General features: G+C 65.5%; 12 protein-coding genes. 2 read left to right on the forward strand and 10 right to left on the reverse strand.

Annotation, left to right across the window (positions count from 1 at the left end; all coding sequences use genetic code 11):
* Positions 1 to 5 precede the first annotated feature (5 nt).
* Positions 6 to 338 (forward strand): hypothetical protein, encoded by a 333-nt coding sequence (locus tag ASF61_RS11750; RefSeq protein ID WP_056155840.1) that lies wholly within the window; start codon positions 6 to 8, stop codon positions 336 to 338.
* 21 nt (positions 339 to 359) lie between these two features.
* Here ASF61_RS11750 and ASF61_RS11755 read toward each other — a convergent pair whose 3' ends face one another.
* From ASF61_RS11755 to ppsA, 5 genes are all read right to left on the reverse strand, one after another.
* Entirely contained in the window at positions 360 to 2,432 is a 2,073-nt protein-coding gene (locus tag ASF61_RS11755; protein ID WP_156369574.1) for a DUF3300 domain-containing protein, read from the reverse strand.
* Positions 2,433 to 2,532: 100 nt separating this feature from the next.
* Complete coding sequence (locus tag ASF61_RS11760; protein ID WP_056155847.1) at positions 2,533 to 2,970, reverse strand: DUF4259 domain-containing protein; 438 nt, start codon at positions 2,968 to 2,970, stop codon at positions 2,533 to 2,535.
* A 52-nt stretch (positions 2,971 to 3,022) separates the two neighbouring features.
* Positions 3,023 to 3,985, reverse strand: coding sequence for an SPFH domain-containing protein (locus ASF61_RS11765; protein WP_056155850.1), 963 nt, complete (start codon positions 3,983 to 3,985; stop codon positions 3,023 to 3,025).
* A gap of 79 nt (positions 3,986 to 4,064) precedes the next feature.
* Positions 4,065 to 4,502 carry an NfeD family protein gene (locus ASF61_RS11770; protein WP_056155853.1) on the reverse strand — a complete coding sequence of 146 codons (438 nt, stop codon included), beginning with the start codon at positions 4,500 to 4,502 and terminating at the stop codon, positions 4,065 to 4,067.
* A gap of 158 nt (positions 4,503 to 4,660) precedes the next feature.
* Entirely contained in the window at positions 4,661 to 7,078 is a 2,418-nt protein-coding gene (ppsA, locus tag ASF61_RS11775; RefSeq protein ID WP_156369591.1) for a phosphoenolpyruvate synthase, read from the reverse strand.
* 180 nt (positions 7,079 to 7,258) lie between these two features.
* On the opposite strand from ppsA, the gene ASF61_RS11780 reads away from it, so the two are divergent.
* Positions 7,259 to 8,107 carry a pyruvate, water dikinase regulatory protein gene (locus ASF61_RS11780; protein WP_056155856.1) on the forward strand — a complete coding sequence of 283 codons (849 nt, stop codon included), beginning with the start codon at positions 7,259 to 7,261 and terminating at the stop codon, positions 8,105 to 8,107.
* A gap of 49 nt (positions 8,108 to 8,156) precedes the next feature.
* Here ASF61_RS11780 and ASF61_RS11785 read toward each other — a convergent pair whose 3' ends face one another.
* From ASF61_RS11785 to lpxA, 5 genes are all read right to left on the reverse strand, one after another.
* Entirely contained in the window at positions 8,157 to 9,350 is a 1,194-nt protein-coding gene (locus tag ASF61_RS11785; RefSeq protein ID WP_056155859.1) for an EAL domain-containing protein, read from the reverse strand.
* 58 nt (positions 9,351 to 9,408) lie between these two features.
* Positions 9,409 to 10,194, reverse strand: a complete 786-nt coding sequence (locus tag ASF61_RS11790) for an RNA methyltransferase (RefSeq protein WP_056155861.1) — start codon at positions 10,192 to 10,194, stop codon at positions 9,409 to 9,411.
* Entirely contained in the window at positions 10,191 to 10,838 is a 648-nt protein-coding gene (gene rnhB / locus ASF61_RS11795; RefSeq protein WP_056155865.1) for a ribonuclease HII, read from the reverse strand. The genes ASF61_RS11790 and rnhB overlap by 4 nt, the downstream gene beginning before the upstream one ends.
* A gap of 134 nt (positions 10,839 to 10,972) precedes the next feature.
* A complete protein-coding gene (gene lpxB / locus ASF61_RS11800; RefSeq protein WP_056155868.1) occupies positions 10,973 to 12,133 on the reverse strand; it encodes a lipid-A-disaccharide synthase in 1,161 nt (386 codons plus the stop codon).
* A complete protein-coding gene (gene lpxA / locus ASF61_RS11805; protein WP_056156572.1) occupies positions 12,117 to 12,905 on the reverse strand; it encodes an acyl-ACP--UDP-N-acetylglucosamine O-acyltransferase in 789 nt (262 codons plus the stop codon). The genes lpxB and lpxA overlap by 17 nt, the downstream gene beginning before the upstream one ends.
* Positions 12,906 to 12,916 lie beyond the last annotated feature (11 nt).

Below are 12,916 nucleotides of genomic sequence, written 5' to 3' on the forward strand. Positions count from 1 at the left end.
CGGTCGTGACCAAGTCCGAGGCTTATCCGCACACGCCCGACGGGCGCTACTTCGTGGTCCGTGGCCGGCTCTGGCGACTGAGCAATCCAGGGCTGGCGCCCGCACAGCGCGAGGTGCTGGTCAAGCAGCTGATGGCGGCCCGGCGCGAAGTGGGCGCCGCCCGCAAAAGCCAGGATGCGGCGCGCGAACGCGCAGCACGCGCCGCAGTGGATCAGGCCAAGCATGGACTGGGCGAACGCGGACCGGTCTGGTGGACCGATGGCGCGCCCGACTTCAACCGCCGCATGGTCAGGAACACCCCCTACGCGCAGTGGTACGACGCGCTGACCGCATCCTGACGCGCGCTGCGGGCGCGCGTGTCAGCCGTGCCGTTCGCGGCCGTCATGCCGGTCGCGATTCTGGTGGCTCTCATGATTTTCATGGTTCTCACGGTGCGGCGCATCATGCCGTTCCATCTGGGCGGCCTGATGCGGTTCGGCCTGGTGCGGCGGCGCGGCATGCATGGCCACCATCTCCTGGCGGTTGAACTGTGGCTGGCCGCGATCGGGGGCAGCGTCGCGGTGCGGCGCGGGCGCGGAATGCATCGCCTGCTCCATGCGCGGCGCCGGCTGCATCGGGACCGACGCAGCGTGACGCTCGCGTGCCATGGCGTCGGCATGCTGGCGCTCCATCTGTGCCTGCATCTGGGCCTGGGCCTGCATGCGCTCGGCGCCGCGCTCGTCATGCACGGGCCGCGCTGCCTGCGGCGCTGCCATCCCTGCCGCCTGCGGCGGCGCGATCCGGGCTGCCTGCAGCATATGCGGCGCCTGCTGCTGGGCCGGCTGAATGTGTTGGGCTTGCTGTGCCGGTGGTGACGGCGGCGACTGCCGGGCGTCGCGCCAGGCCTGCTGGCCCTGCTGCGCTGGCTGCCAGCGCTGGGCCTGCTGGCCCGGCTGGGCGGAGGGCATCGCGTGCTGCGGCATCGCCGGCATGGTGTGCGACGCGAACTGGTTCATCTGCGGCGCGGCGCCGGCATGCAGCGACTGTGCCGCTGCTGCAGGCAACGGACGGGCGCCGGCCACGGTGTCGCGCTGGCTGAAGTGCGGCATGGTCATCATCGCGTTCTGGTGCGGCTGCGCTGGATTGGCAGCCATCAAGGCATTGCGTCCGGCGCCGAACGGGGAGCCGTGCTGTGCGCCATTGGGCGCAAAACTGGCGGCGGCAGCCGGGCCGGCATGCGTGCCGAAGCTGGGCCCGAAATTGGGCGGGTTCGCTGCCAGGCGCGACGCGCCCATCACGGCGCCGGGACGCATGCCGCCATTGTTACCGGCAAAATTTTGCGTACGGTTGTTGACGTTGTTGGTCGTCGCGACATTGGTCCGGTAGTTGTTGGTGTTGACGCTGTTGTTGAAATTGTTGTTGGTGATGTTGTTGACGCGGTTGACCACGGTGACCGACTTCGACACATAGGTCGTGTTGTTGTACACCACGGCCGGACGATGCCAGCCGCCGTTGTAGCTGTTATAGCCGTTGTAACCGCCATACGGGGCGGGACCGCCCCAGTTCACGCCCCAGGCATTCCAGCCCCAGTCGTGGTGATGGCTGACGGCCGCGCCCACCAGCACACCGATGCCGAACGACAGCGCCCCGGTTTCCACCAGCGTTTCGGTGCTGTACGACGGACGTGTCTCGACCCAGCCCGGATACACGGGCACCGGCGCACCGTAGACCACGGTCGGATTGTAATGCGGTACGTACACCACATCGGGCTGGGCCGGCTCGATGATGATGGTCTGCTGCGGCGGCGGGATCACGGGCGGGCCGCTGTACACGACCGGATCCGGGGACGAGCGTTCGATGTAGGTCGACGATGAGTTCGACGCCGGAGCCGTGGCCGGATAGGCGGACTCCGTGGTGCGGCTCACCGTGGCCACCCGCAAGTGCTGCGAGGTTTTCAGGTTGCCCGATTGCTGGGCGCGTGCGCGCAACAGCTGGATCGCGTTCATCACGTCGTTGGGATCGTTGACATAGGCTTCGCCGAGCGCCGTGGTCCATTGGATGTTGCTGGCCATCTGGCCCAGTACCGACGGGAACGTGGTCAGCGACTTGACGCTGACATCCCAGGGCTGGCCCGCCTCGGCATTTTGCAGCGCATCGCCCTTGAGCGTGGGATTTTGCGCCAGCCACTGGTTGGCGGCCGTGATCTGCTCGGGGTAGGTGGCGCCAGCCAGCACCTGGCCGACCAGCTTGTCGGGGAATAACGCGATCGGCGCCACCATCTGCGACAACTGCTCGGCCGTGGGCGGCGTATAAGGTGCAGGTTGGGGCTGCGCGGCGGCGGTCGCGCCCGCTTGCGGCGCATCGCCCGGCTTGTTACAACCGGCCAGCACCAGCAAGCTCAGTATCAATGACGACGACACCGCTGTGTTGAATTTCCTGGCATGAGCGTCCATGACCCACATCCTTCCTCGTTAAAAGTATGAATGCAGATTAACAGGAGCCCGCTGTTTAAGCTGTTACCTGTTGTAACGAACGTAACGCGCGCGCCCGCGCTCAGTCCAGCCGCGCCGCCAGTTCATCAACCGCAGCGCGCCATGCGGCGTAATGGTCGCTCTCTTCCCACAGCTGGCGCAGCTCGGACGAATCGGAGACGATGCGCGCCAGCGCCAGCTGCGCCTTGGCCGTCAGGTCGGAGCGCGGCTTGCGCGGGCCCTTGGCCTCGGCCTTGGCCTTGCGCGCATCGACCCATTCGTCGACCGATGCGCTGTCCTCGGTGCGGGCGCCGCCCCTGCCCTGCAGCCGTGCCAGCACCTCGATTGCGACCAGCGCTTCGGCTGCCAGCGGCGCTTCGAGTTCCGCGCCCGTGTCACTACCGGCCAGCGCCGTGTCGAGCGTGTTCTCGATCGCGTCCATATTGCTGGTCTCGTGCAGGTCTTCGGCCCAGTCCTGCGCGAAGTCGTTGCCGAAAGCGTCTACCGCCCATGTGCCCATGTCTTCTTCCTCACGTCGTGCTGTTTATAGGGTGCTTCGTGTGTTCTGCTGTCTACGCCCGCGCCGGCTTGACCAGCGGCGCTCCCTGCGGCGCCGTGGTTTGCGTACGGACCACCTGCATCGCGGTGGCGATCAGGCCGCTCATGTCACCCAGGTTGGCCGGCACGATGATGGAATTGTTGGTCTTGGCCAGCTTGCCGAACGCTTCCACGTACTGCTCGGCCACCTTCAGGTTGACCGCATCCTCGCCGCCCGGTTCGCGGATCGCCGCGCCCACCTGGCGCAGCGCGCTGGCGTTGGCCTCGGCCAGCGCGACGATGGCGGCCGCCTCGCCGTGGGCGCGGTTGATCGCGGCCTGCTTGTCGCCTTCGGACCGGGCGATCTGCGCCTCGCGCTCGCCGTTGGCGATGTTGATCTGTTCCTGCTTGCGCCCTTCCGACGCCGCGATCAGCGCGCGCTTGCCGCGCTCGGCCGTGATCTGGGCCTGCATCGCGTGCAGGATCTCGGCCGGCGGCGTCAGGTCCTTGATCTCGTAGCGCAGCACCTTCACGCCCCAGTTGGCGGCCGATTCGTCGATGGCGTTGACGATGGTGGTGTTGATGTGGTCACGCTCTTCGAAGGTCTTGTCGAGTTCCATGCGGCCGATCACCGAGCGCAGCGTGGTCTGCGCCAGCTGGGTGATGGCGGCAATGTAGTTGGACGAGCCGTACGACGCGCGCATGGCGTCCGTCACCTGGAAATACAGGATGCCGTCCACCTGCAGTTGCGTGTTGTCGCGCGTGATGCACACCTGCGGCGGCACGTCGAGCGGGATCTCCTTGAGCACATGCTTGTAGGCGATGCGGTCGACGAACGGGATCACGATATTGAGGCCCGGGCCCAGCGTCGCATGGTACTTGCCGAGCCGCTCCACCACCCACGCATGCTGCTGCGGCACCACGTTGATGGTCTTGAACACGAACACCAGCGCCAGCACGAACAGCACCAGCGTGACATTACCGAAACTGAATTCCATCGAGGTCTCCTTAATTTGACATTGAACAGCGGACTGCCATCTGGCAGAGAGAATCGGACAGTGAAAATCGGGCAGTGGATCAGGCCGCGACGATCAGGCGGCTGCCGCGCACTTCGCGGATCACGTACTGGCCGGGCGCCGCCGTGGTGGGGCCGACCGATGCAGTGCGCTCGAGCTCCACGTCCCACAGCGCGCCGCGGTACATCACGCGCGCCACGCCGTCCTGCCAGGCCGGCACGGTGATGGTCTGGCCGATGTCGAGGTTGACATTGGGATCGCGCTCGGCATCGACGCGCGTGCCCATGCGGCCGAAGCGGCTGCGCCGCAGCGCCAGCGTGGCGGCCACGCCGACCAGCGCTGCCACCAGCGTCTGCACCGGCAGGGCGAGGTTCATGGCAGCAGCGAGCGCGCCGAACAGCAGGCCGACCGCGATCATCAGCAGGTAGAAGGTGCCGACGAACAGTTCGATCGTCACCGCGACGCCGGCCGCGATCAGCCAGAAACTCCAGTCAGCCATGATGTCCTCTCCCGTGGTGAGCAGCGTTCAAATATAAAAACCCCCGCAGCCCAATATGGGCCACGAGGGTTTCCGGCGCAAGCGCGATTTTCGTGGAGTAAAGAGCAATATTGTTCATTCACTCCAGTCTAAATCATTTTTTGTCCTGCATAAACTTTTTATTTGGGCTGCAGGCTGGCCAGCTTCTGCCAGGTGTCGATCACCGAGTCCGGATTGAGCGACATCGACTCGATGCCCTGCTCCATCAGCCAGACCGCGAAGTCCGGATTGTCCGATGGACCCTGGCCGCAGATGCCGATGTACTTGCCCTGCTCGCGGCAAGCCTTGATGGCCAGCGACAGCAGCGCCTTGACTGCCGGATCGCGCTCGTCGAAGTCCGCTGCCAGCAGCGCCATGCCGGAATCGCGGTCCAGGCCCAGCGTCAGCTGGGTCAGGTCGTTGGAACCGATCGAGAAACCGTCGAAGTGCTCGAGGAACTGCTCGGCCAGGATGGCGTTCGACGGCACTTCGCACATCATGATCAGGCGCAGTTCGTTTTCGCCGCGTACCAGGCCGTTCTTGGCCAGCAGGCTGACGACTTTTTCCGCCTGGCCCAGGGTGCGCACGAACGGCACCATGATCTCGACGTTGGTCAGGCCCATGTCGTTGCGCACGCGCTTCATGGCCTGGCATTCCATTTCGAAGGCGCCGGCAAAGTCGTCGGCCAGGTAGCGCGCCGCGCCGCGGAAGCCCAGCATCGGGTTTTCTTCGTCCGGCTCGTAGCGCGAACCGCCGATCAGCTTCTTGTACTCGTTGGACTTGAAGTCCGACATGCGCACGATGACCTTTTTCGGCCAGAAGGCGGCAGCGATGGTGGCGATGCCCTCGGCCAGCTTGTCGACGTAGAATGCCTTCGGCGAAGCGTGACCGCGCGCCACCGACTCCACCGCCTTTTTCAGGTCGGCGTCGATGTTCGGATATTCGAGAATCGCTTTCGGGTGCACACCGATATTGTTATTGATGATGAACTCGAGGCGTGCCAGACCCACGCCGGCATTCGGCACCGACTGGAAATCGAACGCCAGCTGCGGATTGCCGACGTTGAGCATGATCTTGGTCGGCAGCGCCGGCAGTTCGCCGCGCTGCACTTCCGACACTTCCGTCTCCAGCAGGCCGTCGTAGATCATGCCTTCGTCGCCTTCGGCGCACGACACGGTGACAAAGGTGCCGTCCTTGAGCACCTCGGTGGCGTCGCCGCAGCCGACGACGGCCGGCACACCGAGTTCACGCGCGATGATGGCCGCGTGGCAGGTACGGCCGCCACGGTTGGTGACGATCGCCGAGGCGCGCTTCATCACAGGTTCCCAGTTCGGGTCGGTCATGTCGGCCACCAGCACGTCGCCCGGCTGCACGCGTTCCATCTCCGACGGATCGGTGATCACGCGCACCGGACCGGCGCCGATCTTCTGGCCGATGGCGCGGCCCGAGGTCAGCACGGTGCCGGTCGACTTGAGCTTGAAGCGCTGCTGGACATCGGTGGCCTTCTGCTGCGACTTCACCGTTTCCGGGCGCGCCTGCAGGATGTACAGCTTGCCGTCGCGGCCATCCTTGCCCCACTCGATGTCCATCGGACGGCCGTAGTGGTTCTCGATGATGACGGCGTATTTGGCCAGTTCCACCACTTCGGTGTCGTTGAGCGAATAGCGGTTGCGCAGCTCGACCGGCACGTCCACGGTTTTCACCGAGCGGCCGGCCTTGGCCTCGCTGGTGAATTCCATCTTGATCAGCTTGGAGCCAATGTTGCGGCGGATGACAGGCGACTTGCCCTTCTCCAGCATCGGCTTGTGGACATAGAATTCGTCCGGATTGACGGCGCCCTGCACCACGGTCTCGCCCAGGCCGTAGCTCGAGGTGACGAACACCACGTCCTTGAAGCCCGATTCGGTATCGATGGTAAACATCACGCCCGAAGCGCCCAGGTCCGAGCGCACCATGCGCTGCACGCCGGCCGACAGGGCCACTTCGGCGTGGGTGAAGCCCTTGTGCACGCGGTAGGAAATGGCGCGGTCGTTGTACAGCGACGCGAACACGTGCTTCATCGCGTCGAGCACGTTGTCGATGCCGACCACGTTCAGGAACGACTCCTGCTGACCGGCGAACGATGCGTCCGGCAAGTCTTCGGCGGTGGCCGACGAGCGCACGGCAAACGACACCTCGGTGGTGGAATCGGCCACCAGGCGCTCGTAGAAGGCCGTGATCTCGGCCTGCAGGCGTGGCTGGAACGGGGTTTCGACGATCCAGCCGCGGATCTCGGCGCCCGCCTGCGCCAGCGCGCGCACGTCGTCGATATTGAGGTCGGCCAGGCGGTCGGCGATGCGCTCGGCCAGCGGCTTGCCGCCGTCGACGCTATGGGTGAGGAAATCGCGGAATGCCTGCGCCGTGGTGGCAAAGCCACCGGGCACGCGCACGCCGGCGCCAGCCAGCTGGCTGATCATTTCGCCCAGCGATGCATTCTTGCCGCCGACCGACTCGACGTCGGTCATGCGCAAATTTTCAAACGATGCGACGTAGACTGCCTCGCCGGTCTGCTCCTTCATTGCTGCGTTAGACATAAAAACACCTTTTTGATGATAGAAATCTGTCGCCGGGTGCAGACGTCTCCGTTTGGCTTGTTCTTGTTATTCTGTTCGTCGTGCACCACAATCTCGCTGTTGGCAACTATTCTACAGCCTGTAGCAAGAATTGACGATTCCCGATCAACACCGGCAGAAAATCTCATGACACAAGAACAACGTCCTACCTTCCCGACCGCCTCGCGCACCGTGTTTTTCGTCTCCGACGGCACCGGCATCACGGCGGAAACCTTCGGCCACTCGGTGCTGACCCAGTTCGAACTGCGCTTCCGCCAGATCCGCCTGCCGTTCATCGACACCCTCGACAAGGCGCACGAAGCGGCCCGCAAGATCAACGATGCGATGGTGGCCGACGGCCAGCGGCCGATCATTTTTTCCACGCTGGTGCAAACCGAGTTGTCGGACGTGATCCGCCGCTGCAAGGGCATGTACATGGACCTGTTCCAGACCTTCGTGGCGCCGCTCGAGCAGGAGCTCAACGTCAAGTCGACCCATACCATCGGCCGCTCGCACAACATCGTCGACAGCGAGGAATACAAGAACCGCATCGAGGCGATCAACTTCTCGCTGGCCCACGACGACGGCCAGTCGCACAAGAACCTGGCCTCGGCCGACATCATCCTGGTGGGCGTCTCGCGCTCCGGCAAAACCCCGACCAGCCTGTACCTGGCGATGCAGTACGGGATCAAGGCCGCCAATTACCCGCTGATACCCGACGACTTCGAACGCGGCCGCCTGCCGTCGCAGCTGTACGAATTCAAGCCGAAGATCTTCGGCCTCACCATCACGCCCGAGCGCCTGTCCGAGATCCGCAACGAGCGCCGCGCCGGCAGCAAGTACGCCTCGATCGAGAACTGCCGCTACGAAGTGAACGAGGCGGAAATCATGATGAAGCGCGAAGGCATCCGCTGGCTGTCGTCCACCACCAAGTCGATCGAGGAGATCTCGACCACGATCCTGCAGGAGATCAAGCCCGACCGGCGCGACTATTGACCGGGGAGCGCGGACCGGGGACCGCGGACCGCGGACCGCGCAGGCGCCGCTAGAAGAAGTGGCGCCAGTCCGACAGCCAGTCGGGAAATTCGTCGACCGGCATCGGCTTGGCGATGTAATAGCCCTGGGCATAGGTGCAGCCGAGCCCCTGCAGGAAGTCCCAGTCCTGCTTGGTCTCCACGCCCACCGCCACCGAGCGCCGTTCCAGGCTGCGGGCCAGGCCCAGGCAGGAGCGCAGCACGGTGGCGATGGCCGGCTTGCGGAACGCACCATCGACGAAGCTGCGGTCGATCTTCAGTTCCGAGAACGGCACCCGCGCCAGCAGTTGCAGGTTGATCAGGCCGGTGCCGTAATCGTCGATGGCCAGGCCGAAGCCCTTCATGCGCAGCCGCAGCAGCCGCTCGAGAAAGTGCGGCGTGGTGGTCAGCACCGCCTTTTCCGTCATCTCGAAGGTCAGGTAGTCGGGCATGATGCGGTGCCGCTCCAGGCAGGCGTCGATCTGCTCCATGAACTGCGGGTGCGCCAGCGTGCTGGGATCGACATTGACCGAGAACGAAATCGGAATACCGTCGTCGTGCAGGCGGCGGCAGGCCTGCACCGACTTGTCGATCAGCGCCCAGTCGAGAAAATCGATGCGGTGGTTTTCCACCAGGGCCGGCATGAACGATGCGGGACCGAGCAGGCCGTAACGCGGATGGCGCCAGCGCGCGAACATTTCCAGGCCCTTCACGCGCCCCGTCTCGAGCTCGATCTTGGGCTGGAAGTGCGGCGCGAACTCGTTGTTGTTCAAGCCGTGGCCGACCTCCGCGAACGACAGCGTGGGCACGCGCTCGCGCCGCACCTCGGGCGGCTTCAGGTAGCTGGCGATCACCGCTTCCAGGCGGCCGGCGATCAGCGGCTTGGTCATTACGCCCAGCACGTCGAGGCCGAAGGCGTCGGCCATCGACTCGATCGAGAACAACACGGAATTGGTCTGCGAGCCGAAGATGATCAGGCCCGCGCGGCTTTGCAGGTCGCCCATGCGGCGGATCACTTCCAGCGCATCGGTGCCGGGCAGCTGCAGGTCGAGGATGATCACATTGACCGCCGGCTGGTAGCGCAGCCCAAGGCAGCGCAGCGCGGTGTCGCCATCGAGCGCCTCGGTGATCTGGACGGCGCCCACGCGGTGCAGGATATCGACCATCACGCGGCGCTGCGCGTCATCGCCTTCCGCTACCAGAAAGTGCAACTGCCCGATATCCATAACCGCTCCGTTCGAAACTGCCTGCCCTGTCGCCTGCTGCCTGCTGCCTGCTGCTGCGCTAGGCTTGATTTTGCCTCAGTTGCTCGAAAAAGCATACTGCCGCGCAAGCGGCGACGTTGAGCGACTCCACCCGGCCCGCATGCGGTATGACGACCTGGTGCGTAGCGAGCGCCAGCAGGTCGTGCGCCACGCCCTGCCCTTCGTGGCCGAACAGCCATGCCACCGGCTGGCGCAGGTTCACATCGTAAAGGCGCTCGCTGGCGTAGCCGCTGGTGGCCAGCGACATCACCGTCGCGGTGGACACCAGCGCGGCCAGGTCCACGTTCTCGAAGATATCAAGCACGAAGTGGGCGCCCATCGCTGCGCGCAGCACCTTGGGCGACCAGCAGAACGCGGTGCCGGCGCTGCAGTACACTTGCGTGATGCCAGCTGCGGCCGCGCTGCGCAGGATGGAGCCGACGTTGCCGGGATCCTGCACGCCGTCCAGCAGCACGGCCGACACCGCCAGCGGCGCGGTGACTGCGCGTTCCGGCGTGGGGATCGAAAACAGCACGCCCACGCCGTGCTCGACCTGGCTCAGTGCGTTGTACAGCGCGTCGGGCAGGGCCAGCACGTGGGCCCGTTGCGCTTCGAGCTGGCCGACGATTTCCATCACTTCCGGATTGTGCAGCGCGCTTTCGCTGACCACGCACTGTTCGGGCAGGCCGCGCAGCTGCAGGTAGGACTGGCACAGGTGCACGCCGTCGAGCAGCGTGCGGCCGGCCTTGCGGCACGCCTGGGCGCTGCCGGCCAGCTTGACCAGTTCCTTGTACTGCGCATTGTCGCGCGAGGTGATGGTCTTCATGCGCCCACCTCGACTGCGATGGTGGCGCCGTGCACGCCCAGCACGGCCCGTACCGGCGCGAACGAGCGCCGGTGCACGGGCGAGGCGCCGTGTTCGCGCAGGCGCGCCAGGTGCAGCGCCGTGCCGTATCCCTTGTGCTGGTCGAAGCAGTAGTGCGGGTACTGCGCGTGCAGCGCCACCAGCGCGGCGTCGCGCGCGGTCTTGGCCAGGATCGAGGCGGCCGAAATGGCGTCCACCTTGTCGTCGCCGCCGATCACGGCAATCGACTGGATTTTCATCACCGGGCAGCGGTTGCCGTCGATCAGGGCCAGGGTCGGCACCGTGCTCAGCGCCTCAATCGCGCGCCGCATGGCCAGCATCGAGGCCTGCAGGATATTGAGCTGGTCGATCTCGTCTTCCGACGCCTGGGCAATGGCCCAGGCCAGCGCCTGCGACTTGATCACCGGCGCCAGCAGGTCGCGCCTGGCTTCGGTCAGCTTTTTCGAATCGCGCAGGCCGAGGATGGGACGGCCGGGATCGAGGATCACGGCCGCCGCGAACACGGGACCGGCCAGCGGACCGCGGCCCGCCTCATCGACACCGCAGATGATCTCGTCGGGGGAAGATGGCAGGTCGTCGAACAGGCCGGGAGTGGGGTTTTTCATGGTTTTACTTCTCTTGTTGCTGATGCATAAAATTGGATCGCCGCCTGCGCGGGGATGACGTTCCCGGATCCGCGCCTGCGGGCGGATGACGACGTCAAAGCCGTCATTCCCGCGCAGGCGGGAATCCAGTCATTTCAGCCGCGACCGATCACCCTGAGCACCGCCGCCGCGCTTTCGACCGCGCTGTTGCGCAGCAGGCTGTGGTGCATCTCGGTGAAGCGCTGGGCCAGCTGCAGGCGGTGCGGCACGTCCGACAGCTGCTGCCACATGGCGTCGGCCAGCGCCTGCGCACTGGCGGCGTCCTGCAGCAGCTCGGGCACCACGAATTCGCGCGCCAGGATGTTGGGCAGGCCCACCCATGGCTGGTAATTGCAGTGGCGCAGGATCTGCCACTCCAACGCCATCATTTTATAGGCGATCACCATCGGCTTCTTGAACAGCGCCACTTCCAACGACGCCGTGCCCGAGGCCACCAGCACCGCATCGGCAGCGGCAATGGCCGTGTGCGACTGGCCGTCGAGCAGCAGGATCTCGACATCCTGCAGGCCCGCCTGCGCCACCAGTTCCAGGAAATAGCGGCGCTGGCGTTCGCCTGCCATCGGCGCGACAAAGCGCAGCGAGCGGTCGCGCTGCTGCAGCAGCCTGGCCGCCTGCACGAACGCCACCGTATTGTATTTCAGCTCCGACATGCGGCTGCCGGGCATGATGGTCACCACGTTGGCGTCCTGCGGCAAGCCGAGCTTGACGCGCGCGCCCGCCTCGTCCGGCGCCAGCGGAATCACCTCGGCCAGCGGATGGCCGACATAGCTGACCGGCACCCCGGCCTGGCGGTAGATCTCCTGCTCGAACGGGAACACCACCAGCATGTGCGACACGGCGCGGATGATCTTCTTGATGCGCCCGCCCCGCCAGGCCCAGATCTGCGGCCCGATGTAGTGGACGGTGGGGATGCCGGCCGCTTTCAGCTGCTCTTCCAGTCCCAGGTTGAAGCCAGGGTAGTCGGCGCCGATGAAGGCGGCAGGCGGGTCGGCCAGCAGCCGGTCGCGCAACTGGTTCTGGATGCCCTTGATCTCGCGGTAGCGCGGAATCACGGCCAGCAGCCCGCGCACGGTCAGCTGGTCCATCGGGAAGTGCGATTCGAAGCCCTGGGCGATCATGTGTTCGCCGCCGATGCCGTGCAGGCGCGCGCCCGGCAGGTGCGGCTTGAGCCCGGAAAGCAAACGGGCGGCCAACAGGTCGCCCGAGGGTTCTCCGGCGACCATCGCCAGCGACAGCCGGTCAGCGGACGATGCCACGCGTTGCCGTATCGAGGAATTCGCGCATGGCGCGGATATGCACCGCGCCGGCCGGCGAAGCCTGCTCTTCGGCCAGCAGCGCGGCCTTGGCTTCCTCCAGCGTCAGGCCCGAGCGGTACAGCAGCTTGTAGGCGGTGCGGATGCCGTTGATCTCTTCGCGCGTAAAACCGCGGCGCTTGAGGCCTTCGATGTTGACGCCGTGCGCCTGCGCCGGGTTACCGTTCAACAGCACGAACGGCGGCACGTCCTGGGTCAGGCTGGTGCTCATGCCGACGAAGGCGTGGGCACCGATCTTGCAGAACTGGTGGACGTTGGCGAAACCGCTCATGATCACCCAGTCGCCGATTTCGACGTGGCCGGCCAGCTGCGCATTGTTCGAGAAAATCGTGTTGCTGCCGACCTGGCAGTCGTGCGCCAGGTGCACGTAAGCCGAAATCCAGTTATCGTTGCCGAGCGAGGTGACGCCCCGGTCCTGCACGGTGCCGGTGTTGAAGGTGCAGAACTCGCGGATCGTGTTGCGGTCGCCGATGGTCAGGCGGGTCGGCTCGCCGGCCCATTTCTTGTCCTGCGGCGCGGCGCCGATCGACGAGAACTGGAACAGCTTGTTGTCGCGGCCGATCGTGGTGTGGCCTTCGATCACCACGTGCGGGCCGACCACGGTGCCGGCGCCGATTTGCACGTGGGGACCGATGACCGTGTAGGCGCCCACAGCGACGCTGCTGTCGAGCTGCGCTTGCGGATCGATGATGGCGGTGGGGTGGATGGTGCCCATGGTGGTCGCCA

It is taken from the genome of Duganella sp. Leaf126, assembly GCF_001423125.1.
Lineage (GTDB): Bacteria > Pseudomonadota > Gammaproteobacteria > Burkholderiales > Burkholderiaceae_D > Rugamonas.

Bases quoted from the DNA above. Each gene is read 5' to 3' on its own strand.
- rnhB (WP_056155865.1), bottom strand. From the start codon at position 10,838: ATGAAAAACCCCACTCCCGGCCTGTTCGACGACCTGCCATCTTCCCCC.
- ASF61_RS11770 (WP_056155853.1), bottom strand. From the start codon at position 4,502: ATGGCTGACTGGAGTTTCTGGCTGATCGCGGCCGGCGTCGCGGTGACG.
- ASF61_RS11765 (WP_056155850.1), bottom strand. From the start codon at position 3,985: ATGGAATTCAGTTTCGGTAATGTCACGCTGGTGCTGTTCGTGCTGGCG.
- lpxA (WP_056156572.1), bottom strand. From the start codon at position 12,905: ATGGGCACCATCCACCCCACCGCCATCATCGATCCGCAAGCGCAGCTC.
- ASF61_RS11790 (WP_056155861.1), bottom strand. From the start codon at position 10,194: ATGAAGACCATCACCTCGCGCGACAATGCGCAGTACAAGGAACTGGTC.
- ASF61_RS11780 (WP_056155856.1), top strand. From the start codon at position 7,259: ATGACACAAGAACAACGTCCTACCTTCCCGACCGCCTCGCGCACCGTG.
- ASF61_RS11785 (WP_056155859.1), bottom strand. From the start codon at position 9,350: ATGGATATCGGGCAGTTGCACTTTCTGGTAGCGGAAGGCGATGACGCG.
- ASF61_RS11760 (WP_056155847.1), bottom strand. From the start codon at position 2,970: ATGGGCACATGGGCGGTAGACGCTTTCGGCAACGACTTCGCGCAGGAC.
- ASF61_RS11755 (WP_156369574.1), bottom strand. From the start codon at position 2,432: ATGGACGCTCATGCCAGGAAATTCAACACAGCGGTGTCGTCGTCATTG.
- ppsA (WP_156369591.1), bottom strand. From the start codon at position 7,078: ATGAAGGAGCAGACCGGCGAGGCAGTCTACGTCGCATCGTTTGAAAAT.